This window comes from Geomonas silvestris (assembly GCF_014193515.1).
GTDB classification, from domain to species: domain Bacteria; phylum Desulfobacterota; class Desulfuromonadia; order Geobacterales; family Geobacteraceae; genus Geomonas; species Geomonas silvestris.
Window position 1 is genome coordinate 111,832 of sequence record NZ_BLXX01000014.1, and the last position, 25,003, is coordinate 136,834.

25 protein-coding genes and 1 pseudogene are annotated in these 25,003 nt (G+C 63.5%); 14 read left to right on the forward strand and 12 right to left on the reverse strand.

The window, feature by feature from the left end:
- Nucleotides 1–118: 118 nt before the first annotated feature.
- Complete coding sequence (locus tag GMST_RS18880; protein WP_183356257.1) at nt 119–1,270, forward strand: OmpA family protein; 1,152 nt, start codon at nt 119–121, stop codon at nt 1,268–1,270.
- Nucleotides 1,271–1,430: 160 nt separating this feature from the next.
- Nucleotides 1,431–1,718: a sll1863 family stress response protein gene (locus GMST_RS18885; protein WP_183356258.1), complete on the forward strand. Its 288-nt coding sequence runs from the start codon at nt 1,431–1,433 to the stop codon at nt 1,716–1,718.
- A 282-nt stretch (nt 1,719–2,000) separates the two neighbouring features.
- On the opposite strand, the gene GMST_RS18890 is transcribed toward GMST_RS18885, so the two are convergent.
- The 7 genes from GMST_RS18890 to GMST_RS18920 form a co-directional block, all read right to left on the reverse strand.
- Nucleotides 2,001–2,552, reverse strand: a complete 552-nt coding sequence (locus tag GMST_RS18890; RefSeq protein WP_183356259.1) for a phosphatase PAP2 family protein — start codon at nt 2,550–2,552, stop codon at nt 2,001–2,003.
- A gap of 75 nt (nt 2,553–2,627) precedes the next feature.
- Nucleotides 2,628–4,229, reverse strand: coding sequence for a DUF3943 domain-containing protein (locus GMST_RS18895; RefSeq protein ID WP_246399879.1), 1,602 nt, complete (start codon nt 4,227–4,229; stop codon nt 2,628–2,630).
- A gap of 51 nt (nt 4,230–4,280) precedes the next feature.
- Nucleotides 4,281–4,901, reverse strand: coding sequence for a CDP-alcohol phosphatidyltransferase family protein (locus GMST_RS18900; protein ID WP_198424579.1), 621 nt, complete (start codon nt 4,899–4,901; stop codon nt 4,281–4,283).
- A complete protein-coding gene (locus GMST_RS18905) occupies nt 4,898–5,302 on the reverse strand; it encodes a DUF5329 family protein (protein WP_183356260.1) in 405 nt (134 codons plus the stop codon). The genes GMST_RS18900 and GMST_RS18905 overlap by 4 nt, the downstream gene beginning before the upstream one ends.
- Nucleotides 5,303–5,477: 175 nt before the next feature.
- Entirely contained in the window at nt 5,478–7,094 is a 1,617-nt protein-coding gene (locus tag GMST_RS18910; RefSeq protein ID WP_183356261.1) for an ABC1 kinase family protein, read from the reverse strand.
- Nucleotides 7,095–7,506: 412 nt separating this feature from the next.
- Entirely contained in the window at nt 7,507–8,175 is a 669-nt protein-coding gene (gene trhA, locus GMST_RS18915) for a PAQR family membrane homeostasis protein TrhA (protein WP_183356262.1), read from the reverse strand.
- A 64-nt stretch (nt 8,176–8,239) separates the two neighbouring features.
- Nucleotides 8,240–8,887, reverse strand: coding sequence for a hypothetical protein (locus GMST_RS18920; RefSeq protein ID WP_183356263.1), 648 nt, complete (start codon nt 8,885–8,887; stop codon nt 8,240–8,242).
- Between the two features lie 391 nt (nt 8,888–9,278).
- Here GMST_RS18920 and GMST_RS18925 point away from each other — a divergent pair, with 391 nt between their 5' ends.
- From GMST_RS18925 to GMST_RS18940, 4 genes are all read left to right on the forward strand, one after another.
- Complete coding sequence (locus tag GMST_RS18925) at nt 9,279–9,968, forward strand: outer membrane beta-barrel protein (protein ID WP_183356264.1); 690 nt, start codon at nt 9,279–9,281, stop codon at nt 9,966–9,968.
- A gap of 73 nt (nt 9,969–10,041) precedes the next feature.
- Nucleotides 10,042–10,221: a CsbD family protein gene (locus GMST_RS18930; protein WP_183356265.1), complete on the forward strand. Its 180-nt coding sequence runs from the start codon at nt 10,042–10,044 to the stop codon at nt 10,219–10,221.
- 185 nt (nt 10,222–10,406) lie between these two features.
- Complete coding sequence (locus tag GMST_RS18935; protein WP_183356266.1) at nt 10,407–11,798, forward strand: phospholipase D-like domain-containing protein; 1,392 nt, start codon at nt 10,407–10,409, stop codon at nt 11,796–11,798.
- A 144-nt stretch (nt 11,799–11,942) separates the two neighbouring features.
- Nucleotides 11,943–12,227, forward strand: a complete 285-nt coding sequence (locus GMST_RS18940; RefSeq protein ID WP_183356267.1) for a hypothetical protein — start codon at nt 11,943–11,945, stop codon at nt 12,225–12,227.
- A 136-nt stretch (nt 12,228–12,363) separates the two neighbouring features.
- Here the strand turns inward: GMST_RS18940 and GMST_RS18945 are convergent, their stop codons facing one another.
- Complete coding sequence (locus GMST_RS18945; RefSeq protein ID WP_183356268.1) at nt 12,364–12,513, reverse strand: lmo0937 family membrane protein; 150 nt, start codon at nt 12,511–12,513, stop codon at nt 12,364–12,366.
- Between the two features lie 123 nt (nt 12,514–12,636).
- Complete coding sequence (locus tag GMST_RS18950) at nt 12,637–12,951, reverse strand: BON domain-containing protein (protein WP_183356269.1); 315 nt, start codon at nt 12,949–12,951, stop codon at nt 12,637–12,639.
- Nucleotides 12,952–13,618: 667 nt separating this feature from the next.
- Between GMST_RS18950 and GMST_RS18955 the strand changes: the two genes are divergently transcribed.
- From GMST_RS18955 to GMST_RS18990, 8 genes are all read left to right on the forward strand, one after another.
- A complete protein-coding gene (locus tag GMST_RS18955) occupies nt 13,619–14,605 on the forward strand; it encodes an alpha-ketoacid dehydrogenase subunit beta (protein WP_183356270.1) in 987 nt (328 codons plus the stop codon).
- An 8-nt stretch (nt 14,606–14,613) separates the two neighbouring features.
- On the forward strand, nt 14,614–16,122 hold the full coding sequence (locus GMST_RS18960; protein WP_183356271.1) for a dihydrolipoamide acetyltransferase family protein: 1,509 nt from the start codon (nt 14,614–14,616) through the stop codon (nt 16,120–16,122).
- A 281-nt stretch (nt 16,123–16,403) separates the two neighbouring features.
- Nucleotides 16,404–16,739 (forward strand): hypothetical protein, encoded by a 336-nt coding sequence (locus GMST_RS18965; protein ID WP_183356272.1) that lies wholly within the window; start codon nt 16,404–16,406, stop codon nt 16,737–16,739.
- Nucleotides 16,729–17,601, forward strand: a complete 873-nt coding sequence (locus GMST_RS18970; protein WP_183356273.1) for an HDOD domain-containing protein — start codon at nt 16,729–16,731, stop codon at nt 17,599–17,601. Before GMST_RS18965 ends, GMST_RS18970 begins: the two co-directional genes overlap by 11 nt.
- Nucleotides 17,594–19,744 carry an ATP-binding protein gene (locus GMST_RS18975; RefSeq protein WP_183356274.1) on the forward strand — a complete coding sequence of 717 codons (2,151 nt, stop codon included), beginning with the start codon at nt 17,594–17,596 and terminating at the stop codon, nt 19,742–19,744. The genes GMST_RS18970 and GMST_RS18975 overlap by 8 nt, the downstream gene beginning before the upstream one ends.
- On the forward strand, nt 19,741–20,847 hold the full coding sequence (locus GMST_RS18980) for an HD-GYP domain-containing protein (protein ID WP_246399881.1): 1,107 nt from the start codon (nt 19,741–19,743) through the stop codon (nt 20,845–20,847). Before GMST_RS18975 ends, GMST_RS18980 begins: the two co-directional genes overlap by 4 nt.
- A gap of 63 nt (nt 20,848–20,910) precedes the next feature.
- A complete protein-coding gene (locus GMST_RS18985) occupies nt 20,911–21,300 on the forward strand; it encodes a response regulator (RefSeq protein ID WP_183356275.1) in 390 nt (129 codons plus the stop codon).
- A gap of 122 nt (nt 21,301–21,422) precedes the next feature.
- Complete coding sequence (locus GMST_RS18990) at nt 21,423–21,638, forward strand: DUF4177 domain-containing protein (RefSeq protein WP_183356276.1); 216 nt, start codon at nt 21,423–21,425, stop codon at nt 21,636–21,638.
- Nucleotides 21,639–21,750: 112 nt separating this feature from the next.
- Here GMST_RS18990 and GMST_RS18995 read toward each other — a convergent pair whose 3' ends face one another.
- The 3 genes and pseudogenes from GMST_RS18995 to GMST_RS19005 form a co-directional block, all read right to left on the reverse strand.
- Nucleotides 21,751–23,373, reverse strand: coding sequence for a methyl-accepting chemotaxis protein (locus GMST_RS18995; RefSeq protein ID WP_183356277.1), 1,623 nt, complete (start codon nt 23,371–23,373; stop codon nt 21,751–21,753).
- A gap of 284 nt (nt 23,374–23,657) precedes the next feature.
- Complete coding sequence (locus tag GMST_RS19000) at nt 23,658–24,617, reverse strand: rhomboid family intramembrane serine protease (protein ID WP_183356278.1); 960 nt, start codon at nt 24,615–24,617, stop codon at nt 23,658–23,660.
- A 261-nt stretch (nt 24,618–24,878) separates the two neighbouring features.
- Nucleotides 24,879–25,003, reverse strand: a pseudogene (locus tag GMST_RS19005) (IS1595 family transposase); the annotation flags it as partial.

The following is a 25,003-nucleotide window of genomic DNA, read 5'->3' on the forward strand; positions in this document are numbered from 1 at the left end:
CGGTTCCCACTGGCCCGCTAGTTGCAAAATCCTCTGCAGTTATCATGAACGATGGTCATGCCGGCAGCATGTTGCGGCAGACTGTACTTCACTACGATGGTCTGCAAAGGAGAGCAATATGAACCTGCCTAAACTTTTACGAGTATCCTCATTCCCGGTGACGCTGGCCTCTCTGGGGGCGTTGTCCGGGTGTGCACATTACGAGGTCAACAACGGCCGCGGCAACATCCCGGGGTACTACATCCGTTCCGAGATGCCGGACGCGGACCGGGCCCTGGAAAAAGCGCGCAAGGACGGGAAGGCCACCCTCTGCCCTGCCGAATACAGGTCGGCAGAGGCCGCCAGGGACAAGGCCTATGACGTGTTCCGGGCCTGCTTCACCGAAGAGGGCGCCGCCTTGGCCAAAGAAGCAACGGCCAAAGCCAACGCCCTCTGCCCGCCGCAGGCGGCCCGGCTGGAGCCGGTCGGGACACCCGCGCAGCTGGTAGCCGAACCGCCCCTGGCGGTCCTCCCGGTCGCCGAGCCCACCCCGGAAAAGATGAAATACTGCGTCTCCCTGGGCATCGAGTACGATATCAACCAGGCGGAGATCCGCCCCCAGTACCGCGATGAGGTGGCCAGGGTCGGCGACTTCATGAAAAAATATCCCACGACCACCGCCGTCATCCAGGGGTACTCCGACGAGGTCGGTAACGACGCCGACAACTTGAGACTCTCCCAGCAGCGTGCCGAGGGAGTGGTGAGCTACCTGGAGCAGAACTTCGGCATCGCTAAAAGCCGGCTCTCGGCCAAGGGATACGGCAAAGCCCAGCCGGTGGGCGACAACGCCACCGATGCGGGAAGGCAGAAAAACCGCCACATCAACGCCGTCATCGACTGCGCCCTCGACGTGAAGGACCTCGCAGTCCCGCCCGAGAGGCTCTGCATCAGCCTGAAGGTTGAGTTTGACTCGGACAGCGCCCGGATCGACCCGCGCTACTACGACCAGATCAACGGAGTCGGCGAATACCTGAAGAAGTACCCGAGCACCACCGCGGTGATCGAGGGACACACCGACAGCCTCGGTACTGCCGAGCAGAATCAGAAGCTTTCCCTGCAGCGTGCGGACAGCGTGGTCAACTATTTCAGCGAGAAGTTCGGCATCGAACTTTCCAGGCTCTCCGCCAAGGGGTACGGCGCCACGAGGCGCATCGCCTACAACAACACCCCCGAGGGGCGTCAGATGAACAGAAGGATCAACGCCATCATCGACTGCGTCATCAAGAAGTAGTCTGCGGCGTCAACACGGAAGCACAAACAGGGAAGGGCGTACCGAGGTACTCCCTTCCCTGCATTGTACGGCGGCTTCGTCCGGGAGCCCTGCCTGCACTGAACAGCACTGTGCCGCCCTCAGTGGCAGCGCAGAGGAACAACTGAAAAAGGAGAAACAGATGAACAGCAAGGATCGATACATGCAGAAGATGGAGGATAAGCTGGAAGAGTGGAGTGCGGAGATCGACCTGATGGCCGCCAAAGCCGGCAAGGTTGCGGCGGGTGCCCGGGCCGAGTACCACGAGCAGATCGCTGTGCTCAGGGGGAAGCAGGAGGAGGCCCGTCAAAAGCTCAAGGAGGCTCAACAGTCAGGAGAAAATGCCTGGGAAGATCTGGCGGCAGGCATCGATCTGGCGTGGACTGCCATGCGGGAGGCGGTAACCTCGGCGCGCACCCGCTTCAAATAGATAGACAGGTGTAAAAGCCGGTCGGGGAGGGCGTTCGCGTGGTGCGGAGGCCCTCCGGCCGGCAGCAGGCTTTTCCCTCCCCCCGCATCGCAAGTCACGCCCAAGCGCTCCCCCAAACCTTAGCTGATAGCAACCAACTTCCGCAACTCCTCGGGTAGCACCTGTAGGAGCGGCTTTAGCCGCGTTTTGAACGGGTGATATCGCGGCTAAAGCCGCTTCCTGCAGCGCAAGTTCCTGACCTCGGCGAGCCAGAGGTGTGGGAGCACTGCGGGCTCGGTTCCCTTAAAAGGAGCGCTCGAAGCGCATCCCCAGAAAGTCCGGTCCGATTACCGGTGCCAGGTGCGTCGCCAGTTCCGGTGTGACGAACAGCTTGCCGACGCCATAGGCCAGTACGCCCGAGGCGATCACGTCACGCCAGTGATGATGCTCGTTCTGGACACGATTGGCGGCCACATAGCCGGTCAATAGCCAGGCGGGGACCCCGTAGCGCCAGCCGTAGCGCTCCTGCAGGAAAGCGGCGCCGGAGGCGGCGAAGGCGACGTGCCCGGAGGGAAAACCGTACGGGTTGCCGTGGGGGCGCTTCCCGAGGCTTGTTTCGTTGAACCCCACCCGGGCCGCGGTGGTAAGCAGTTGATTGACTGCGACGTTGCGCAGCCACTGTCGCTCCCCCTCCTTGTCGTTCCGGAAAAAGGCGATGGCAAACGCCGTCACCGGAAGGACCCCGGTAATGATGTCCCCGGCGATGCTGGTATCCTGTCCCCTGGCCGCGTCAGCTGACCCCAACAGGCTGCATGCTACGGTGGCACCGGCTAAATAGCGTTGAATCCCTGGCATGTGCAACTCCCTTGCGGACCGCGAGCGGTCGGTGGTTCACTACCGCATTTCCCGGCCGGCAATCCTTTGAGCTTCTCAGTGGTCACCGGCATTGCGCCACTCGACGGCACCGAAATGGGTGTCCCCAAGATAGGTGTAGACAAGGCTTACGGTCCCATCCTGCTGGTGCTTGTTGGGGGCGCTGCCGTATTGCGCATCGCGGATGGATTTTACGTACTGGATGCCGACGCCGTGGCGGCCGTAGACCCGGAAGTTCAGGTTCGTGCTGGCGCGCACGATCCGCTCGGAACCCTGGGCGTCATCGGATCCCGTGCCGCTGACGTAGTAGCCGCGGCCGGCCATCTCGAGCACGGTCCTATCGCCGAAGAGCAGCCGAAGCGCCAGGAGGCTTTGCGGGGTGACGCCGTAGTGATAGTCCCGCTCGCCGCTTGCCTGGGATACCCCCGCGCCGCCGAAACCCACCCCTCCCAGGAGTGAGCCTTGCAGAGCGATGCCGGGGCCCACCCACCACTGACTGGTGGTGCCCAGCGAGAGCGCCGTAGTGGAGACCCGGAAGGTAGCCGGAGAAATGTAGTCGTAGCTGCCGTAGAGCCCCCAGATGCCGCGGTAGTTATTGCCGGCCTCGTACGAGGTGCCGTAGAGCAGGCCACGCAGCATCACGTTCTCCACCGGGTTTTTGGGATCGGCCAGGGTGCTCACCTGGAAGTCGAAGTAGTCCAGGGGGCGCTTATAGCTGTAACCGGGCTTGCCGGGTAACCCGTAGGACATGCCGAAATCGAAAATTGCGGCGCTTTTGGAACCGCTGTCGAGACTTGCCCCTAACCGGAAGCGCCAGAAGGTGGCCGGATCGTAGGTGGGAAAAACCGTCTTGAAGCGGTCGCCGAAGAGGTAGCGGTTGACAGCCGTGGGGGGCGAGATGAGCGCGGCGCTCACCTCGCGCACGGTGCCGGTGCGGGGGCGCTTGTCCTGCAGCACCAGCTGGGACATGCGAAACAGCGCCTCGCCCAAAAGGCTCCCGGCGTTGCCGGTCGTTATCAGGTCGTTGACCGAAGGGTTGGTGGTCTCCCCGGCCATCTCCCACAGAAAGCTTCCGGCGTTGCTGTAGGCAAGGGCTTCCCAGAAGGTGAGGCCGCTGGAGCGCGCCAGGCCGTAGAGTGTGGCCCCCTCGTAGGGATGCCCGAACTGGTTGGTGTTGAAGGGGTCCTTGTCGAAGACCCAGTGCTGCTTGCGCAGGTGGTCCCAGACGCCCGAGAAGCTCGTGCCATAGACCTTCTTGCCGTCCTCGGTCAGGTTGGGGTAAGCCGCCCGGTCGTAGAGGTGCAGCAGGCCCAGGAAACCGGGGATTTCCAGGGCGGGGATCAGGTAGCTCTTGCCGGCCCCGCTTTCCCAGGAGAGCACGTTCTGCGGCGTGAGCCCCGCCTTGGCGGATTTCAGGTCCGGTCCGACCGTGTCGACGGGATTGGGTTCCTGTTCCCTGTCGCGAGGCACGGCGGGATCGCCGGCCGGTTCCGTTGGCCGGGCCGGGGATGCCGGCGTCTTGTGCTGCAACTCGAAGCCGGGCGCGTCCTTCGGGGTCGCCTGCGTCGCCGCGGGAGTGGGTGCGCCGGCAATAGCCGTGCTGACCGGCATCATGAGGGCCACGGCCAAGACCTTTAACGAGATTTCGAATGTCTTCATATCCATTTCCTTTCCCGACCACTGATGATGTTCGGCCCGCAGCAGCCGGCCTTACAGCTTCGGTATGCGTATCCGGCTCACCATGAGCGCGCCCGACACGGCGAAGAGCAGCGTCAGGGGATGCAGGGTGAAACCGGCCAGCGCGATCTGCCCGAACCAGAGCGACCCGCCCAGCGCCCCCTGCGTGGCTGCCGCCAGGAGGAGAAATACCAGGAGCAACGAGGTGGGAATGGGCGTTCCCTCGAAGAATTTGACCTTGCCGTTCTCGGACAGGGCATCGGCGGTGATGTTGTAGCGCGCCAGGCGGGAGACGCCGCAGGCGACGAAGAAGGCGAGGATGACGCGGTCGTAGAGCCCCTGCATGCCGCAGCCGTAGCCGATCATGGCGGGAGCCACGCCGAAGGAGATCACGTCGGCCAGGGAGTCGAGCTCGCGCCCCAGCACCGAGGGACTTCGGCTCCAGCGCGCCACCTTGCCGTCAAGGACATCGAAGATGAAGGCGGCAAAGACCAGGGCGCAGGCGAAGTAGATATGTTGCACCTCCCGGGCCTCCACGTAGCTCAGCACGGAGAAAATGGCACCGGTGCCGCAGACGGCGTTTGCCAGGGTGAACCAGTCGGCGATCCGGAACTCCCGGATCATGGAGAAGGGGCGTGACTCGGACGGTTTCATGTCAGGTGCATCTCCAGGTTGGTCAACGTTTGTGTGTGCCGCAGCGGCGCACGGTACTGCTGCAACTTGCCCTGGAAAAATTCCTCAGCCGGCAGCACCTTGCCGTCCGGAAGTTTGAGCAGGTACGCCGAGCCCGAAAGGTACGACCGTGACGCGCACAGCGTGATGAAATCCTCGGCGGAGCGAACCCTGCTGCCGGCTCGGGCCAGTTTCGTGCGCAAATGGGCTGCGGCCTCCTTGCCGGTATATTCGTGGCCGTTTCTGATGAAACGGGCACCCTCCAGGTTTTCCACCGAGGCTATCAGGAACTCTATTCTCAGCGTTTCGCTGTCCTCCCGAGCCTGGCATGGTGCGGCGCACAGTGCCAGGACAGCCAGCAGGTAAACCAGGATTATCTTCACGTGTGCCTCCGGTTATTGTCTGCCGGCTCAAATGAGGGCAAAAACGCCTGGACCTGAACCGGTTCTGGAGTGTTTGGCGGCAGAGAATAGGCGAGATCAGAAAAAAGATGCAAACCACAAGGCCTACCTGGATTGTTCCGCTAGGCTCTCGGTGCCAGCGCTTTTGCCCACTGCGTCAGCGTCGGCCCCTGTCCCGCCGCAGGGCAACGACCATGATGAGGAGTGTGCCCACAATGCCGGACAGCACCATGCCTTCTCCCAGATAATGGTGCCATCCTGCCAGGGGAGCGATCACCAGCAGCGCGCCGCCGATAATCAGGGCGGCGGCGGCAATGGAGCCGGTGAGCCGCTCCAGGTTGCGGCTCACGCGCCCTCCCAGCGCCTCGAGCGCCGGGGCCTGCACCCGGCCCAGGTTGCCTTCGCCCAGGCGTCGCAGGGCACGCCGCGTGTCGTTGGGGGCGTCGGAGATCAGGCGTTCCAGGTCGCGTGCCAGCCGGACGGTTTTTTCCTTGATGCGCTCCGCGCCGAAGTGGTTGGCAGTCAGGCGGGTGACCTCCTCGCGAAACGACTCCAGGTAGTTGTGGGCGGGATCCAGCTCCCGGATCATCGACTCCAGGATGACGAAGGCCCGGGTCAGCAGGAAAAACTCCGGAGGATTGTGCACGCCGTGCTTGCTGCCGGCACGCAACAGCGAGTTGAAGGCCTCGCCTATGGAGACGTTGCTCAGGTTGCTGCGGTGGATATCGTACAAAACGGCCTTGATGTCCAATAACAGGGCGGCACGGTTGATCTTTTCCCCAGGCGCCATCTCCAGGTAGGCCTGCTTGGCGGCCCGGGCCTCGCCCTTGACAACGGCCTCCAAAAGCCTGGTCAAGGAGTCGCGCATCTCCTCGTCGAGCTCGCCCGTCATGCCGAAATCGAGCAGGGAGAGCCGGCCGTCGGGGAGTACCAGCACGTTGCCCGGATGCGGGTCGGCGTGGAAGAGGCCTTCCTCGAAGATGGTTTGCAGCATGAGTCGCACCAGGGTTTTGATGAGCTCCGGCATAGCCTCTGGGTGCTTTGCGGCATAAAAGTCGACGCGCTCGCCCGCAGAAAACTCCATGGTGAGCACGCGCTCGCTGCAGTACTGCGGGAGCACCGCCGGAATCCAGAGGTTGGGGATGTCTGCCAGGGCGGAGCGAAACAGCGAAATCGAATGTGCCTCGCGGGTGAAGTCGGTCTCCCGGTTCAGGCTGTCGGAGAATTCGCTCACCAGTATCGGGAAGTCGAAGGCTCGCAGGCGCGGGAAGAGGCTTTCGCCCAGGGCCGTCAGCGAGGAGAGCGCTGCCATGTCGGTGGCGATCATGGCCTCCAGGTCGGGTCGCTGCACCTTGACGGCGACGTGGCGGCCATCCACGGTGGTGGCCTCATGCACCTGGGCGATGGTTGCGGCGGCCAGGGGAGTCTCGCTGAAGGAGCTGAAGAGCTGCTCCAGGGGAGCGCCCAGCTCGAGTTCCACCATGGCGCGCACCTTCGCAAAGCTCAGGGCGGGCAACTGGTCGTGCAACAGCTCAAGCTCTGCCACGTAGGCGTCCGGCAGCAGGTCGCGCCGCATGGCCAGCACCTGTCCGAATTTGAGAAAGGCGAGCCCAAGCTCCTCGAAGGTCTCCCGGACCTCCTTGGGGGAGGGCCAGTGCCCGCGGCCGCGCAGCGCGCCCAGGAACTTGTGCCGTGCCAGTACCTTCAGAATTTCCGTGAGCCGCGGTGCCGCGCGCAGCACGCTGGGTTTTTTATCGAACGCCGGTAATGCCATGGGATCCCCTCTGTATAGTTGCAGCCGGTGTGCGTCCAAGCCCGCTGGATTTTCTGGGGTGTGGACGCCCGGGTGACGCTGCGCCAAACGTAGGAAATGCTGCGCAACCTGCCGATGAAGTTCGCAACTAACATGCCAGAGGAGGGGTAGCAGTCTGGAGTCGGACAGGAAGCCGTAAGGACCTGTTGCATCAGGGATGAATGCCGGGATCGGGGAAGCAGCGCTGGAGCTCCCAGCGCCGGGAAGCCACCACGGGGGACGGGGCCGTCATATCTGGCGGAAAGTTAAGGGGGCTGGCTGGTTGTGCTTCACCGTACCCGTGCCTGTGATCCGCCGTGGCCGGCAACTGGCCCTGGGACGGGGGCGTGCTGGTTCGAACCTGGCTTGCGGATGAGGCGCTGGAAAGAGTGCCTCAGGCCAGTCGCGGGGTCACGTAATAGTAGATGGCGCAGAAGTGGCAGGCGCTGCCGGTGAGGACGAAGAGGTGCCAGATGGCGTGGTTATAGGGGAGGCGGTCCCAGAGGTAGAAGACGACGCCCAGCGTGTAGGCGACGCCGCCGGCAAAGAGCAGGTACATGCCGTTTGCGGCCAGGGCGGCGCTCAGCGGTCGGTAGGCGATCACTACCACCCAGCCCAGGGCGATGTACAAGAGGGGACCTAGGTAGGGGAGCCGGTGCGTGGTGAAGATCTTGAGTCCCGCGCCGATGGTGCCCAGCCCCCAGACGACCCCGAGCAGCGTCCAGCCCCAGGGGCCCCTCAGGGTGACCAGGGCAAACGGGGTGTAGCTCCCGGCGATCATCAGGTAGATGCTGGCGTGGTCCAGGATGCGGAACAGGTAGCGGACATAGGGGCGGCGCACGCTGTGGTAGAGGGTGGACAGGCAGTAGAAGGTGATCATGGAGAAACCGTAGATGCAGGCGCTGACCGTCCGGTAGCTGTCGTGCTGCCGCAGCGCAAGATCGATGAGGGCCGCGACTCCGGCCGCACTCAACAGGGCGCCGGCGCCGTGGGTGCAGCGGTTCAGGAGCTCTTCCGCTTCACTGTAGTACACCAGCCGTTCATGGAGGTTGTCGATATTCATAGCGTTTGCCGTTCCTGCTGGTTGGGATGCAACCCGCTGCAGCGGGCTGCACCGTGGCACCGCTCTAGCGCTTGCCGCCGTAGAGTTCGGCGTTTACCGCGTCCAGGGCTGCCAACAGTGGCAGCAGCGACGACTTCAGGGCCTCGCGGTCCCGGACGGTCTTCTCGGCCACCGGAGCGATGGTTTGCTGCCCCTTGAGGGTCAGGTCGTTGGACAGGTAGAGTTGGATTTCCTTCAGGTCGGCCAGGTACGCGCGGTAGGCACCTTTGATCCCTATACCCGCCTCGGGAATCCGGGCATAGATGCCGGCCAGGTTGCTGCGGCGCTCATCGCTTAAGGCGCGGATCTCCGGGTTGGTATAGGTGTCTCCCTGTTTCTCCCACTCCGCGAAGTACTCCTTGTTGCGCGCCTTCATGTCGTCCATGCGCTTGATGGTCTGCCTGCCTTGGTTGTCGAGCTTGCCCAGTTCCCTGGTGAAGCTGTCGAAGGGGCGCTTGAGGTCGGGTGCTCCGGCCACCATGAGGGCGTCGAGGGCGCTGCCGGTCACGTCGATCTGCACCATCAGCTGCCGGATTTCCTTGTCCTCCTGCTGCAGCGAATTGGATGCCTTCACCGAGCGCTCCGCCCCGGTGGTGGCGCAAGCGCCGAAGATAACGGTGCTGCCCAGCAACAACAGGGTGCTGAATGCCCGCGCACGATTTCCGAGTTTCATGATGTCCTCCTTTAGAGGGTAGGGGGGGGAAGGGAGCTGCCAGTACTGCTCTTCTCGCTACAGGGGTAGCAGCTTGCGTGCCAGAGCCGATTCCCGTGCCGGTTAGCTGCCAAGGCCGCGATTGCCCTGACCGTAAGGGCTCAGCATCTGCGAAACTGCAGGAGGGCTACCCGTCATATGCGGCGGTTTCGCCAAACCCGGCGGGCAGCTCCCGCAGCAGCCGGGGTGCCCGCGGCAAGCCGACCGGCTTTTTCCCCTGTAATCAGCCCGTTGCCCGGCAACACCGGGGAATTGGGCGATGGCATGCTAGTTGTAAAGTTATCTGCCAAGGCCAGAGTATGAAGCTGTCGTGCGCTGCCACTTTCGATTCAATGGGAAAAGGAGAGTACTCATGGAAAATCATCTGAACAGATACGCGCTTTCGAAATATTCACGCAACGCTGCCGTTTACCAGTCGGACTCCAGGCAGCTCAGAAGGACGCTCATGCTGGTTTGCCTGCTTGCCACCGTGATTTTAATCGGGCTCGCCACGCAGTCGCACGCCACGGAGAGCCCGGGCAACTACCTGGTGCTCAAGGGCGGCCTCTACTCGCCCAGCATGTCTCACGACATCGACAACTTCAACGGCGGCAGCACGAGCCACCTGGACAGCAAAACCGGCTTCGCCGGCGAGATCGCCATCGGCCACTACTTCCTCCCCATGTTCGCCCTGGAACTGGGCGGCGGCTATTTCGAGAGCAAGGGTTCTGCTGCGGCGCAGCCGGGCGAGGCCAAGCTGAAGGTCGTGCCGCTGGTTGCCACCGGCAAGGTGCTCTTGCCCCTGGGCATGTTCGAGCCGTACGGCTTGTTCGGGATCGGGGCCTACATAACGGAGCTTGAGGTAAGCGGCAATCTGGGCAGCTTCCGCGGCTCCACGGAGGTCACCTACGGGCTGCACACCGGTGTCGGCTTCAACATGAACTTCGGCCGCATGTTCGTGGGCGCCGAGGGGAAATACCTCTGGGCGGAGCCCAGCTTCGGTGGGCAACATGTCAGGCTGGACGGGTTCACCACCACGGCGAACCTCGGGTTCAGGTTCTAGGGTAGCGACCGGCTGTGCGCATCCGGGTAACCGGGATGGCGCCTGCCGTAACCGATATGAAAAGGAGACCATCATGGACTCAAGCACCAGGGACAAGGCTGAAGGTGCCTTGCACCAGTTGAAGGGCAAGGTCAAAGAGGTCGCCGGAATGATCAGCGATAATCCCAAGCTCGAACTGGAAGGCGCCGTCGAAAAAATCGCCGGCAAGGTTCAGGTGAAGATCGGCAAGTACAACGAGTACATCAAGCGATAGGCTGAAGGTCTCGTTACCTGGTCAAGGAGCAAACTGGCAGCCGGGGAGAATACCGTCGCTTTAGATTATGAAGCACAAGGATCTGCCGAAAGCAGTATGACGGGTGCCGGATTGAAGCGGCACCCGTCGTTTCGATACAACAAAAAGATCGATGAATTTGGAAGGATTAGTCGTAGAGTACTCCTATGACAGTACAAAGTCACCCATTGCGGTTTCTGATAGTTTGTTCCCTTTTCGGCCTGAGCGCCGGATGTGCCACCCTGCCCGACGTCTCCCGGATCATGGACGACGCCCCCGCCCCGCGCAGTCCCCAGATCGACTCGGCTAATGGCCCGGTATCGGCCCGCAACAGCAAGGCCATCATGGCACGGCTCAAGAGCTCGGTGGCCCCGACCGACCTGGTCGAGCGCTACAGCGCCGTGGTGGAGTCGGTCTCGGACAGCCCGATGACCAAGGGGAACAAGGTCTCCCTGCTGGCCGACGGCAAGGCCACCTATGCCGCCATGTTCAAGGCGCTGCAGGGCGCCAAGGGGCATATCAACCTGGAAAGCTTCATCATCGAGGACGACGAGACGGGACGCAAGTTCGCCGACCTGCTGCTGAAGAAGCAGCTCGAGGGCGTCGCGGTGCACATCATCTACGACAGCGTGGGGAGCCTCAGTACGCCTGCCGCCTTCTTTCAGCGCCTGACGGATGCCGGGGCGCAGGTGGTCGGCTTCAACCCGCTCAGCCCGCTGGAGGATCGTGACACCTGGAGCCTGACCCACCGCGACCACCGCAAGATCCTGATCGTGGACGGCAAGCTCGCCATCATCGGCGGGGTGAACATCAGCAAGGTCTATTCGAGCGGCTACCGCAGGGGACACCAGAAGAGCGCCAAGGCGCCCATTCACTGGCGCGACACCGACGTCCAGATCGAGGGCCCGGCGGTGGCAGAGCTGCAGAAGCTCTTTCTCGACACCTGGCTCAGGCAGAAGGGGCCGGCGCTTGCCAAGGGCAACTTCTTCCCCGAGCTGAAGGAGCAGGGGAGCGCCCTGGTGCGGGTGGCCGGCAGCACCCCGGGCGAGACCAACAGGATTCCCTTCGTGATCTACGTCTCGGCCATCTCCTTTGCCGAGCATTCCATCCACCTGACCAATTCCTATTTCATCCCCGACCAACAGATAGAGAAGGCGCTCATCGAGGCGGCCGGCCGCGGCGTCGACGTCAAGCTGATGCTGCCCGGCATAACCGATTCAAAGCTCGCCCTCTACGCCCAACGGCACCACTATGCTGCGCTTCTCAAGGGGGGCGTGCGGGTGTACGAGCACAAGAGCTCCCTGCTGCACGCCAAAACGGCCGTGATCGACGGGGTCTGGTCCACGGTGGGCTCGACCAACCTGGACTACCTGAGCCTTTTGGGCAACGACGAGGTGAATGCGGTCATCCTCAGCAAGGAGTTCGCGCTCCAGATGGAAGAGATGTTCACGCGCGATCTCGCCGAATCGACGCCGATCCTGCGCGAGCAGTGGGAGAAACGACCCCTGTTGCCGCGCTTTGGGGAATGGTTCGTCAACCTGTTCCAGCGCTGGCTGTGAGGGCGTTGCCGGCGGCTGCCCGCCTCGAGGAAGCGGCGGGCTGGCAAGGATGAGGACGCGGCCAAGCACTTTGGCCCGCTGTCGGCGGGGAGGGTGCTACACTGAAGCCGGGGGTCGACAACGACGGGCGATACGGAGGACGACATGGCAGGAAGCAAATCCCTATTGACGGAGATCATGGCGACCAGGCTGCCGCCTGGAGAGCGCACCAGGTGCCTGGAGTGGTCCAACAGTGTCAGCAACGAGGAGTTTGACGCGGGGCTGGCATGTTTTTTCGAGATTGGTGCGATTCAGGATGCGGTGGGGGAATACGCGATCGAGCAGTTGCAGGAACTGGAGATGCACCTGCACATCAAGATTGCCGCGACCATCGAGGTGCACGATCGGGTCTATAGCTATCGGGAGAGCAAGGCGTCTGAGGGAGCCTGAGGACTTTGGTGACATGGATGGAGTAGGGGGATGTGGTACCCGCCAAGGGCTAAGTCCCGCCCGGGGCCGCAGCGGTCAAGGCGGATACGAGCGGTCCAGCGGCCCTGCCGCGAACCCACCCTTATCAGGCAGGGAGTTAGAGTACCCGGTGTCCCTGGATGACGCGGATCAGTACCACAACGATGGCAACCACGAGCAGTATATGAATCAGTCCGCCCATGGTGGTCGAGGTCACCATTCCCAGAAGCCACAATACCAACAGGATCATGCAGATTGTCCAAAGCATACGATTCTCCTTTTGAAATATGATCGAACGTGTCGACTCGCCGCTGCTGCCAACGGGCCCGACGGTAACGCGGGGGGCGCAACCCGCCGCAGCGGGTTGCGCCCTTGAAATCGGCCGGTTCGGCTACTTAACCAGCAGGTCGTTCTGTACCGAGGCGACCCCGGACACGCCCCTGGCGACATCTGCCGCCTTGCTGGCGCTTTGAGCGGAATCGACGAAACCGCTCAACTGGACCTTGTCCTTGTAGGTCTTGACGTTTATCTGCAGGGTTTTCAACGAGGGCTCGTTGAAGATGGCGGTTTTCACCTTCGCCGTGATCACCGAGTTGTCGATAAACTCGCCGGTGCTCTCGTGGCTTTGGGCCGAGGCGCACCCGAAGGACGCTGCTACCAGACCGGCACAAACCAGAACTTTCAGCATGCGGAGTGGTTTTTCCATGATGTCTCTCCTTTTATTCGGACTATTCATATCCGTCGGTACACTCCATATGTTGCAAGCGGTCGGCCAGGTATGGATAACGGGCGCAGGAATAATTGATGTTCGATATCGGGTCGTTAGACACCGGTAGCGCCGGCCAGACCACCCGGGAAGGAAGTGCCGGCCACCACATGTGACGGAACCGTAAGATGTCGCAGGTTCTCTCTTCGTCACCATGCTGTCGCTCATGGACGTTGCTCGAGGCTCTGCACAAGATCTCCACGTCACTACCTTCCCCTGTGGCGATCAAGGAAATAACGGCAAAACCTCCCCCTCCTGCTGCTCTCCGAGGAGTTGATGCTGGTTCCGTTTTACGTCCTTTCTCCACCGTGAGCTATGCCCCTTACCGCCTTTCTGGTTCATAGCTATCCCCACATCTCCTCCCGCCACGCAGTATGCAGGTGTGCGGGTATGCGCGTGCGACAATTCCTGAGCAGTCGCGCACCTGCCCTCTCATTTGTCTTTACCTCTTCCCCTGTTAAACTGGAGGGATAGCTGAAAGAAGGTTGCTCTGCAGATTTTAAGGAGGTTGCTCAAGAGGTTGCTTGGTGCGAAAATCATTCTCTGATAACGATAAATATCTTAAATTATATGATTTATTTTGAACAGCCGCCAATGGAGAATAGCTATGTCTGAGATGACCTACCGTGACGCCATCAACCTGGCGCTCAAAGAGGAGATGCGCCGCGACTCGAGCGTGGTGATCTACGGCGAGGACGTGGCGCTGTACGAGGGGGCCTTCAAGGTAACCCGCGGACTTTTGTCCGAGTTCGGAGAGGCCCGGGTGCGCGACTGCCCCATCTCCGAGAACACCATCGTGGGGGTGGCGGTGGGGGCTGCCATGGGTGGCTTGCGCCCCATAGCCGAACTCATGACGGTGAACTTCGCGCTTTTGGCCATGGACCAGATCGTGAACCACATGGCCAAGGTACGCTACATGTTCGGCGGGCAGACCCAGGTCCCCCTGGTGATCCGGATGCCTGGCGGCGGCGGGAGCCAGCTGGGCGCCCAGCACTCCCAGAGTCTCGAGAGCTACTTCATGCACTGCCCGGGGATGCGCATCGCCTATCCGGCGACCCCTGCCGACGCCAAGGGGCTCTTGAAGACGGCGATCCGCGACAACAACCCGGTGGTGTTCCTCGAGCACGAACTCCTCTACAACAGCAAGGGGGAGGTCCCCGACGACCCCGAGTTCCTGGTCCCCTTCGGCAAGGCCGCGCTCCTTAAGGAGGGGGATGCGGTCACCCTGGTCGGCTACGGGAGGATGGCGATCCTGGCCCGGCAGGCCGCCCAAACGCTCGAGAGCGAGGGGATCTCCTGCGAGGTGGTCGACCTGAGGACCTTGAACCCGCTGGACATGGAGACCGTTTTGGCCTCGGTCGAGAAGACCGGCCGGGCCGTGGTGGTCGAGGAGTGTTGGCAAAGCGCGGGGCTTGGCGGCGATATCGCCTCCCGGATCTACGAGCGCTGCTTCGACCGGCTCCTCGCGCCCGTCAAGCGGATCTCGGGGCTCGACGTCCCGATGCCCTATTCGCGTAAGATCGAAAAACTCTGCATACCGCAGCCCGAGGTGATCGCGCAGGGGGTGCGCGACCTTCTGGCACAAGCCTACTAGGAGCCGACATGAACGATATTGTAATGCCGAAACTGTCCGACACCATGACCGAGGGGCGGCTGGTTTCCTGGAAGAAACGGGTGGGAGACCAGGTGAGCCGGGGCGAGGTGCTGGCCGAGGTGGAGACCGACAAGGCGAACATGGAGCTGGAGGCCTTCACCAACGGGGTCCTTTTGGAGATCCGGGTCCAGGCCGGCGAGATGGTCCAGGTAGGCACAGTGATCGCGGTCATCGGCAGTGCCGAGGAACGTGCGACCTCGGCCGCGGGGCAGCCCCCCGCAACGCCCGCTGAACCCGCCGCGCAACCGGGAGAAGTGCTGCAGGGTCCACCCGCTGAGGCCGCGCCGGCCAAGCCGGCAGGGGGCGCCGAGCCTCCCGTAGCGGCAGCACCACAGGAGACCCCCGCCAAGGTGCAGCTGGCGACCGAAGGGCAGGCACCCAGCGAAGTCCAACTCCCCGCCGAGTCGCAAATTGCGGCTGCCCCCGAGGCCCCCGGCGAGGCGGTTGCCCTCTCCCAGGAACAGGCTCAGGCCAAGGCGCAGGCCCAGGTGGAGACAAAAGGGGGTGGGCAGGGTGAAACACTGACGAGCACACAGCCCCTCCAAAAAGGCCCTGTGGCGCCGGAGGGAGCGGCACCGGTGGAGCGGGCCGCTCCGGTGGTGCGGCGCCGGGCCCGCGAACTCGGCGTCGACCTGGGACAGGTGCACGGAAGCGGCCCCGAGGGGCGCATCCTGCTCAAGGACCTGGAGGAGTTCGCCGCAGGGACGCCGGGAGCGCAGGCGCCGGTGCAGGGTGGTGGTCCCAGCGGAGCGGCCGAGCCCCCTTCAGCCGCGGCGGGCGCTGCCCCCCAGGATGAGGGGCTCTCGCGGCTGCGCGCGGCGGTCGCCAAGACGGTCTCCGAGTCCTGGCGCACCATCCCGCACTTCAGCGTTACCGTCGACGTTTTCATGGATCAGGCCGAGGCGCTACGCCGCCAACTGAAGGAGTCAGGGGTTCCGCTTACCCTGAACGACCTCATCGTGAAGGGGACCGCTCTGGCGCTCCTCAAGTACCCGCGGCTCAACGCCTCGTTCAACGGCGACTCCTTGGAGCTGCACCGTCAGGTGAACATCGGGATCGCCGTCGGCGTGCCGGACGGGGTGCTCATCCCCGTGATCGTTGACTGCCAGTCCCGGACCCTGCAGCAGATCGCGGAAGAATCCCGGGGGCTGGTGGAGCACGCCCGCAGCGGGTCGCTCTCCGAGCATGACCTGAGCGGCGGCACCTTCTCGGTCTCGAATCTCGGGATGTTCGGGGTGAGCCAGTTCAACGCCATCATCTTCCCGCGTCAGGCGGGGGTGCTCGCCGTGGGCGCCGTGACCGACGTGGTGGCGCCGCGGGGAGGGGTGCCGGTCTGCCTGCGCAGCATGAAGCTCACCCTGTCGGCCGACCACCGGGTCGTCGACGGCGCGTACGCCGCCGAGTTTCTTGCCGATCTCAAGGAGATCCTGGAGAGCCCGGTGCGCCTTTTGATCTGATTCCCCCTTTTTGCCGGTCCCGCTCCAAGATCCCACGCTTTTTCAGGTGGGATCTTTTTTGGGGCTTCCCGCTTGCCGGCTCCCCCCTCAAACGCACCCCTGGACCTGCTTTTTTCAAGCAGCAAAGACCCGCGTCCGGGAACCCCGAATCTCCCTGCCGAGCCCTGTCCCTTTTTTCATTATGAGCCTAAAGAATACCTCTCATGTGTCCGATAGGAGATACGAGAAGAACACTACGGGACCCGGCTGCCGGTTGCCGCTGGTCCAGGAAGAAGGCTGACTTGGCTTCGCTACAGATCGATAAACTCAGCCCGGGTATGGTCCTCAAAAAGAACGTGACCGATCGCAGCGGCCGTTTGTTGCTCCCCTCCGGGACTACCCTGGAACCAAAGCACCTCAACATCTTCAGAATGTGGGGGGTACTCGATGTCGAGGTGACCGACCAAAGCGAGGCGGAAACCGCCCCGGACCTCCTGGTCCCGGAACTCGACCCCGAGCTGGTGGCTCGTGCCAGTGCCGAGGTCGAGCGCATCTTCGCCCACAACGATCAGGAGCATCCCGCAGTCCGGGAACTGATGCGCATCTGCATCAGGAGGAGGGCCGCTCATGAAGCGTAGCCACCGGATCGGGTTGGACCAGATGGTCCACGACGTGGCGACCATCCACTCGCTTCCCATGTTCTATACCCGGCTCTCCGAGGCGATCGACCACCCGCGCAGCTCCATTGCGGACATCGCGAAGATCATCTCCGAGGACCAGGGGCTCACCGCGCGCATCCTGAAACTCGCCAACAGCCCGCTTTTCGGCTACTTCTCCAAGATCGAGACCATCACCCAGGCGGTCACCATCATAGGTGTCCTGCAGGTGCGCGATCTGGCTCTGGCCCTCTCGGTCATGGACGTCTTCGCCGGGATCCCCGAGACCCTGGTCAACATGGAGCAGTTCTGGCGCCACAGCCTGGCGGCCGGGCTCGCTGCCAGGCACCTCGCCACCAGCCAGCGCGAGTCCAGCCTCGAGCGTTTTTTCGTCGCCGGGATCCTGCACGACGTGGGGCGCCTGGTCATGTACATCCGGGACCCGGATCACTGCCTGGAGCTCCTGGAGCGCTGCCGTGACACCGGGGAGCTCCTCTACCTCGCCGAGCGGGAGCTGTTCGGCTTCGACCACGCCGAGGTCGGCGGGGCCCTTTTGCGGCGCTGGAAGATCCCGCCCCGTGTCGCCGAACCGGTCGAGCGCCACCACCAAGGTCTGCGGGCCGAGCACTACCCGCGTGAGGCGGGGATCCTGCACGTCGCGGATTTCGTCGCCCACGCGCTGCAACTCGGGAACTCCGGCGAACCCCTGGTTCCCACTCTGGACCAGGCGGTATGGGAGCGCCTGAACATCTCCTGTCACTACCTGCCGACCCTGGTGCAGCAGGTCGATGCCACCTTCAACGAAACCATAGAGGTGTTGTTCGGGGGGGACGGGCGTGGCTAAGGGGAGCCTGGGGACGAAGCTGCAGCTTTTGCAGGAGCGGGTCAACTACCTGGAGGAGACCAACCTCCACTATCTGCGCACCCTCGACGTGCTGTCGGCGTGCAGCTCGTTTCAGTCCGACATCTACCGCGACAAGGAACCCTCCTTCGTGGTAAAGGCGATGTTCGAGCAACTGCGGCGCTTGATCCCCTTCCGCACCATGGCGATGTTCAGCATCGCGAACGACGCCTCCTTCGAGGTCTCGGTCTGCGAGCCTGCGCAGGCGAGCCCCCTCATCGAAAGCGAGTTCGAGGCCAAGGTGGGCGACGGGAGCTTCGCCTGGGCCTTGAACCAGAACCACCCGGTGATCGTGCCGACCATCGGCGGCAGCCAGACCCTGGTTTTGCACGTGCTGGCGACCAACTCACGGATCCGAGGCATGTTCTGCGGGATCCTGGAGGGGACCGAAAGCTGCGCCGAGGTCTCCACCCTGAACGCCCTGAGCAGCATCCTGATCAGCACCGCCTACGCCGTGGAGAACTCCGAGCTCTACGAGATGCTCCAGGAAAACATGCAGACCCTCGAGGAGAAGGTCTCGCAGCGCACCCAGGAACTGGAAGCGGCACGGCAGCTTGCCGAGGCGGCGACGGTCGCCAAAAGCGAGTTTCTGGCCAACATGAGCCACGAGATCCGGACCCCGATGAACGGCATCATGGGGCTCACCCGGCTCATGATGGACACCGTCCTGACCAAGGAACAGCGCAGCTACATGGAGTCCTTGGAGAACTCGGCCGAGAACCTGCTCACCATCATCAACGAGATCCTGGACATCTCCAAGATTGAGGCGGGCAAGGTGGTCCTCGAGGCGGTTCCCTTCGAGCTCGCCGGGTTCCTGGAGCGTTCCCTGCAGCCTTTCCAGATCCAGGGGCGCGAGAAGGGGGTGGAACTCTCCTTCCAGATCGCCCCGGAGCTCCCGAGGGTGCTGGTGGGCGACTCGGTGCGCCTGGGGCAGGTGCTGGCGAACCTGGTCGGCAACGCCCTCAAGTTCACCGAGAGCGGCAGCGTGCGGGTGGAGTGTCGCCTCGACGCCGTACTCGACGACTGTACCCGGGTTGGTTTCCGGGTGGTCGACACCGGAGTCGGCATCCCCGAGCACGCCCTGGAGAGCATCTTCGAAAAATTCTCCCAGGCCGACAGCTCGACGACCCGCCTCTACGGCGGAACCGGGCTGGGGCTCCCCATAAGCCGAAGCCTCGTTGAACTGATGGGGGGGGAGATCCGGGTGGAGAGCAGGATAGGGGAGGGGAGCAGCTTCCTTTTCACCGTGCTCTGCTCGCAGCCGCAACCCGAGGACGAACAGGCGCTGAAACCGGCCCTTGCCGGCCCAGCCCGGCCGGTTCGCCCGCTCAGCATCCTGGTGGTGGACGATGTCCCGGTAAACCAGCTGATCTCGCAGAAGTTCGTCGCCAAGACCGGCGAGCACCTGATCCACGGAGCGGCCAACGGGGCCGAGGCGGTGGAGAAGTGGCGCGAGCACGGCTACGACCTCATCTTCATGGACGTGCAGATGCCGGTCATGGACGGGCTGCAGGCCACCCGGATCATCCGCTCCGAGGAGCGCGGCGCCCGGGTCCACATCTGCGCCATGACCGCCAACGCGATGAAGGAGGACGTCCTTATCTGCCGCGAGGCTGGGATGGACAGCTACCTGGCCAAACCGGTACGCGAGCTCGATCTCGGTGCGGTCATCGCACAAGTGGCGGGCCTTGTCGAAGGCGGGGAACCCCGGGTGGCGCTGCCTCCCCCACCGGAAGCGGCGCCGGATCTCGCTGTCTTCGACCGGGAGGACCTGCTGGAGCGCCTGGACGGGGCAGAGGCCCTAGTGGAGCGTTTCGTTGGGATGTTCCTGGAGAGCGTTTCGGGACATCTTCTGGAACTGGAGACCGCCCTGGGGCGCGAGGACCTGGCCGAGGTCTTCTACCGCGCCCACACGGTGTGTGGCACTGCCGCAAACGTCGGAGCGGCCCAGATCCGCGCCCTGGCCTGCCGGATGGAGCGACTTGCCAAGGAGGGTACCCTGGAGGGGGTCCCCGCACTGTTCGGCGCGCTGCAGCAGGCCTTTGCAGATTTTCAGGCTGCGGTTGCCGCCGGTGGAGTCGAATGATGCAGGAAGCCATCAAGATTTTGGCCGTCGACGACGTCCCCATGAACCTGGAGCTGCTGGACCTGATGCTCACGGGGCTGGGCGGGGTGGTACTCAAGGCGCTGCACGGCGCCGAGGCGCTGCAACTGCTCGAGGAGCACCCCGACACCGATACCGTCCTGCTCGACCTGGAGATGCCGGTCCTCAACGGGTTCGATACACTCACCACCCTGAAGCAACACCCCCGGCTGCGGGACATCCCGGTCATCGTGGTGACCTCCGACAAGCACGAGATGCTGCGCGCCCTGGCCCTTGGGGCCAACGATTTCCTGAGTAAGCCGTACGACCCTGAGGAGCTGCTCTTGAGGGTGCGCAACCACGTGCGCAGCAAGAAGCTTCTCGACCTCTCCAACAACATGAGCCTGCTCCTCGAGCAGGAGGTGATCCAGAAGACGGCGGACCTCTCCCGTGCCCTGGAGTTTTCCCGCAGCGCCGAGTACGAGATCTCGCTGCGGCTTGGCAAGGCCGCCGAGTTCCGCGACGTGGAGACCGGGATGCATATCCGGCGCATCTCCGAGTACTCCTACCAGCTCGGGAAGCTTGCCGGGCTTTCCGAGAAGGCCTGCCAGGTGCTGCGCTTCTCCTCGCCCCTGCACGACGTCGGCAAGATCGGCATCCCGGACCGGATTTTACTCAAGCCCGGCCCCCTTGATGACGACGAGTTCCGCGTGATGCGGCTGCACACCGAGATCGGGGCGAGCATCCTCTCGGAAGCCGCCCGGTTCCCCTTGCTGGCCGCCGGACAGATCATAGCGCTGCAGCACCACGAGAAGTGGGACGGCAGCGGTTATCCCAACGGGCTCTCCGGCAGGCGGATCCACATCTTCGGGCGCATCGTGATGATCGTCGATGTGTTCGACGCGCTGCTTTCCGAGCGCCCCTACAAGAAGGCGTTTCCCCTGGAAAAAGCCCTGGAGATCATGGAAGAGGGACGGGGGAGGTTCTTCGATCCCGAACTCCTGACGCTGTTTCTGAATAATCTGAAGCTGTTCTGCCGCATCAGGGGCGAATTAAAAGACAACGATACCGCTTCACCGCTTTTGCAACTGGTCCAGGCTGTCTAGCCTGCCCCAAGATAGGTGTCCCTAAAGCCGTGAGGCGGGGGGGCGCCTGGGAGGAAGAACGAGATGAAATGCCTGATCGTCGACGACGAGATATTTTGCCGCGAGTTCGTGGCCACCTTGCTGCGCTCTACCGCGGAGTGCCACCAGGCCGGCAGCGGTGCGGAGGCCCTGGAGAAGTTCAACCAAGCCCTTGTGGCAAAGCTCCCCTTCGATCTCGTCATCCTGGATATCATGATGCCCGGGATGAACGGTCAGGAGGTCGCCAAAAGGATGCGCGAGATCGAGGCGTCCCAGGGGGCCAAGATGGGGCACATCGTCATGCTGACTGCTCTCAACTCGGCCAACGACGCGATGGAGGCCTTCTGCCAGGCCCAGTCCGCCGCGTACCTGGTGAAGCCGGTCTCCAAGGACGGTCTCTTCAACATGATCGGGAAGCTGGGGCTGAGCGGTTAAGGCGGAAAGGGCCAGCGGCTCTTGGGCAGGGCCGCCTTGCAGGCGGCACGGCCACGCTCTATACTATCCTGGTTGCGGGATGCTCAATCTGGCAAGCGCGAGCGCTGGGCGAGGAGCGGGCCATGACCTGGGAGTACAAGATCGTTTATTTCTGCAGCGAGCCGCTCAGCGATGAACCCGGTTACGAGACCAACCTCCACGAAGGGGTGCGCATGCTCAACGAGTTGGGCGCCCAAGGGTGGGAGCTGGTCCAGTTTCTCGGCCACCCGGTCTCGGACGACAGCTGGAAGCATCACGCCGTCTTCAAGAGGCCGCGCGGGTCCGCGCAGGTGGGGTGACTCGGCGGCCGGTTCCCCTCGCCGGGGAGCCGCAACGAACGGAAAAGGACACAAAAAAGCGCCCGGTGCAGGTTGATGCACCGGGCGCTTTGTCGTTTGCGGCGCCTGTGGCTCAGGCCAGCTTGAACTGGGTGACCAGCGTACTCAGGTCCTCCGAAAGGCTCGCCAGCTGCGCCGCGGCCTGCGACGAATCCTGGGAGCCTTGGGCGGAGCACTGCACGATCTCGGCGATTTTGTTGATGTTGCCGGTTATCTCGCTGATGGTGGCCGTCTGCTCCTCCGCGGCGGTGGCGATCTGGTTCACCTGGAGGCTTACCGCGTTGATCTGGTCCAGGATCTCCTGGAGCGCCGCCCCCGACCTCGCCGCCTCCGCGGTCCCTTGCTTGACCTCGTGTACCCCCTCCTCCATGGCACCGACCGCCCCCTTGGTCTCGGTCTGGATCGCCTTGATCATCTCGCCGATCTCCCGGGTCGCCTTGGTGGTCCGCTCGGCCAGCGCCCGGACCTCGTCCGCCACCACCGCGAAGCCGCGCCCCTGTTCGCCGGCGCGTGCCGCCTCGATGGCGGCGTTGAGCGCCAGGAGGTTGGTCTGATCGGCGATGTCTTCGATGGTCCCCACGATGGCGCCGATCTGGTCGGAGCGCTCTCCCAGGTTCTCGACGGTGCGGGAGGTGGCGTTGACCCGGTCGGCGATCCGGTTCATGACCTCGACGGTCTGGGCGACCACCAGGGCGCCCGCCTCAGCGGCGCTGGTGGCCTGCTGCGCTCCGCGGGCGGCTGCGTGGCAGTTCTGGGCGATGTCGTTGGAGGTGGCCGACATCTCCTCGCTGGCGGTGGCCACGGTCTGGGTCTGGCCGGCAACCTCCTCGGCACCGCTTGCGATCTGCGCCGCGGTGCCGTGCAACTGGGTCGAGGACGACGCGATGCTCGCCGCGATGCTGGTGGTCTGCGCCACGATCTCGCGCAGGTTGTGCACCATGTTCTTGAGGGCGGCCATCAGGTGTCCGGTTTCGGTGCCGTCGATACCGGTCACCTCCACGGTGAGGTCGCGCCCGGCGATACGGTCCGCCGTGGCCACCGCCGCATCGAGTGGGCGGGTGATGCTGCCGATGATCCAGAGCGAGACCGCCGCCGCGATGCCGGTCGCCACGACCATGAGGACGATGATCGCCCAGCGGGCGGTCTGGGCGCTCTTGGCGGTCTCGCCACCTTCCAGCCGCGCCCGTTGCTGGACGTCGTTTTGCAGCTGGATCAGGGCGCTTTGGTAGTTGTCGCGCAACGGCCGCAGCTCGCCGAGGAGCTTGAGCGCCTGGTCGCGCTTTCCGGCCTGCAGCAGTGCCACGACCTGGTTTCTGGTGGCGCTGTAGGGCGCCCTCTGGGCCGCCACCGCCTGAAACAGAGCCTTTTCCTTTTCCGACTGCAGGGAAGACTTCAATTTTTCGAGGCTCTCGCCGGCGGCCTTCTGGTTGGCGGCAAGCGGGGCAAGCTCCGCCGCGACCCGCTCTCTGCTGCTCGCCATGGCGGCCTCGTCGATGTGCAGCGAGCTCGAGGATATGGCGAGGTTGATGTCCGCCACCCACTTGATCTGCGGGATCCGGGCGTTCATCAGGTTGCTGATGTTGGCGTCCAGCCTGCCGATGGCGACGAGCGCGGTGACGGCGACTACTGCGCAGAGCGCCATCAAGAGGCCGAATCCGAGGAACAGCTTCATCTTGATCTTCAGGTCCGTTTTCATGCGATCCTCCCTGGGGCGCTGCCGGTCGACGTAGCGCCGACAAGCAACTGCCGCGGGTTGTTAACTGCGCAAAAATAGGCCGGAATATATTAGGAAAAATTCATATGGTAGTATAGGGGGCGTCGAAGGATAGTCAAGAAAGATAACCCGGGCGGGGCGAACACCGTGGGCGGGGGCCGGGACACTGGGGTGAAAGCACCGGGGGCGGGGACATTGGGAACTTAGGAAGGTGGCAACGGTAGGAAGAGGCGGCGGGGTTAACCCTGCCTCCTCTATTTTGTGGCTCAGTCGGCAAAGGTCAGGGCGGACCACCAGGCAAAAAGGATCAGGGCGGAACTCGCCAGGCAGAGGACGGCGTTGGTAAGGCGCCCGGGGCGGCCCAGAACCCCAATCAGCAGTTCGGTGAGCCAACCCAGCACCAGGCCGGACAGGAACCCGAAGAAGTGGGCCCCCAGGTCGGTCTGCTTCCCCTCGCTCCCCAAAAGCACCAGGAGGGCGAGCGCCGCAGCGACCGGCACGGGCCAGCGCCGGCGCAGGTGGTGGCGGTAGCGCATCATCGCGATCGAGCCGAGGCTTCCCACGGCGGCGAAGACCGCGGTGGATCCCCCGATGGAGGCGTGGCTGGGGAGCTGGACCTCGGCGTTCACCAGGTTGCCGAGCATCCCCGCTGTGAGGAGCAGGCTCCAGGCCAGACCGGAACCGAGGTCGCGGCAGAGGTACACGATGAAGAGGCCGCCTATGGAGAGGTTACTCAAGAGGTGCAGCCAGTCGGCGTGCAGGGTGAGCGAGGTGGCAAGCCGCCACCACTCGCCGTCCAGGATCCGGTGCGCCTGGGCGGAGCCGATCTCCACCCAGTCGACCGGGTGGCGCCCGAGGACCGTCAGGTCGAGGCGGGTCAGGTTGTGGAAGGTGGCGACCAAAAGGAGCACCGAGAGGGTCGGCAGGGTGTTCTCCCGCATGGGGCGCACGGGGGGGATCAGCGGCGGCCAGTCCCGGTTCTCCTGGACGAAGCGTTTGAGCTCCGCCGTGGCGGCATCGAGGTCCGGGCGGAGCACCTGGACCCGCCAGCCGTACTCACCGGGGAGGATGCGGTTTTCCAGGTAGCGCGACTCCAGCACCAGTGCCCAGAGCTGCGCCTTGCGCTGGGTCAGGCGTCCCGCACTGCCGTCGACGGCGTAGGTGGGGATGCTCACCCATTCAGGCTCTGGTGCGTCGGTTATTTCCGGATCCGGTACCTGTTCCATGGGCGGGAGTATTGCAGAAACACCGGCGGATGTCATCAAGAGAAGTCGTCCGTGGGGGGCGACGGGGTGGAGGAAGGGGACGTTGCGTGGTTGCCCCGCCTGTACGCCGGCGAACCCGGGGCTCTCCCACTGTAGCGACCGAACGCTGCTTCCGCCTTTTCTGGGGGCTCGCCGCTCAGGAGGCAAAACCTTTCAGAAATCGAACCGCTTGGCACCCCTGTGTCTTGACTATTGATGTTGTGATGTTAAAACAGTTCCTGATTAGCGCCAATCTTCCGCTGTCCGCAACCACGCCTCAGGGCGACGACCAGTGCAAACAGTCGCAGCGATCAGGCGAGGCAGCATAGCGGCAAGATCAAAGCGGCGGTTAAATCGGTACTGATACT

What these genes read in the sequence shown, in the direction of transcription:
- GMST_RS18880 (WP_183356257.1), top strand. Translation starts at nt 119, where the DNA reads ATGAACCTGCCTAAACTTTTACGAGTATCCTCATTCCCGGTGACGCTG.
- GMST_RS18885 (WP_183356258.1), top strand. Translation starts at nt 1,431, where the DNA reads ATGAACAGCAAGGATCGATACATGCAGAAGATGGAGGATAAGCTGGAA.
- GMST_RS18890 (WP_183356259.1), bottom strand. Translation starts at nt 2,552, where the DNA reads ATGCCAGGGATTCAACGCTATTTAGCCGGTGCCACCGTAGCATGCAGC.
- GMST_RS18895 (WP_246399879.1), bottom strand. Translation starts at nt 4,229, where the DNA reads ATGAAGACATTCGAAATCTCGTTAAAGGTCTTGGCCGTGGCCCTCATG.
- GMST_RS18900 (WP_198424579.1), bottom strand. Translation starts at nt 4,901, where the DNA reads ATGAAACCGTCCGAGTCACGCCCCTTCTCCATGATCCGGGAGTTCCGG.
- GMST_RS18910 (WP_183356261.1), bottom strand. Translation starts at nt 7,094, where the DNA reads ATGGCATTACCGGCGTTCGATAAAAAACCCAGCGTGCTGCGCGCGGCA.
- trhA (WP_183356262.1), bottom strand. Translation starts at nt 8,175, where the DNA reads ATGAATATCGACAACCTCCATGAACGGCTGGTGTACTACAGTGAAGCG.
- GMST_RS18920 (WP_183356263.1), bottom strand. Translation starts at nt 8,887, where the DNA reads ATGAAACTCGGAAATCGTGCGCGGGCATTCAGCACCCTGTTGTTGCTG.
- GMST_RS18925 (WP_183356264.1), top strand. Translation starts at nt 9,279, where the DNA reads ATGGAAAATCATCTGAACAGATACGCGCTTTCGAAATATTCACGCAAC.
- GMST_RS18930 (WP_183356265.1), top strand. Translation starts at nt 10,042, where the DNA reads ATGGACTCAAGCACCAGGGACAAGGCTGAAGGTGCCTTGCACCAGTTG.
- GMST_RS18935 (WP_183356266.1), top strand. Translation starts at nt 10,407, where the DNA reads ATGACAGTACAAAGTCACCCATTGCGGTTTCTGATAGTTTGTTCCCTT.
- GMST_RS18940 (WP_183356267.1), top strand. Translation starts at nt 11,943, where the DNA reads ATGGCAGGAAGCAAATCCCTATTGACGGAGATCATGGCGACCAGGCTG.
- GMST_RS18945 (WP_183356268.1), bottom strand. Translation starts at nt 12,513, where the DNA reads ATGCTTTGGACAATCTGCATGATCCTGTTGGTATTGTGGCTTCTGGGA.
- GMST_RS18950 (WP_183356269.1), bottom strand. Translation starts at nt 12,951, where the DNA reads ATGGAAAAACCACTCCGCATGCTGAAAGTTCTGGTTTGTGCCGGTCTG.
- GMST_RS18955 (WP_183356270.1), top strand. Translation starts at nt 13,619, where the DNA reads ATGTCTGAGATGACCTACCGTGACGCCATCAACCTGGCGCTCAAAGAG.
- GMST_RS18960 (WP_183356271.1), top strand. Translation starts at nt 14,614, where the DNA reads ATGAACGATATTGTAATGCCGAAACTGTCCGACACCATGACCGAGGGG.
- GMST_RS18970 (WP_183356273.1), top strand. Translation starts at nt 16,729, where the DNA reads ATGAAGCGTAGCCACCGGATCGGGTTGGACCAGATGGTCCACGACGTG.
- GMST_RS18980 (WP_246399881.1), top strand. Translation starts at nt 19,741, where the DNA reads ATGATGCAGGAAGCCATCAAGATTTTGGCCGTCGACGACGTCCCCATG.
- GMST_RS18985 (WP_183356275.1), top strand. Translation starts at nt 20,911, where the DNA reads ATGAAATGCCTGATCGTCGACGACGAGATATTTTGCCGCGAGTTCGTG.
- GMST_RS18990 (WP_183356276.1), top strand. Translation starts at nt 21,423, where the DNA reads ATGACCTGGGAGTACAAGATCGTTTATTTCTGCAGCGAGCCGCTCAGC.
- GMST_RS18995 (WP_183356277.1), bottom strand. Translation starts at nt 23,373, where the DNA reads ATGAAAACGGACCTGAAGATCAAGATGAAGCTGTTCCTCGGATTCGGC.
- GMST_RS19000 (WP_183356278.1), bottom strand. Translation starts at nt 24,617, where the DNA reads ATGGAACAGGTACCGGATCCGGAAATAACCGACGCACCAGAGCCTGAA.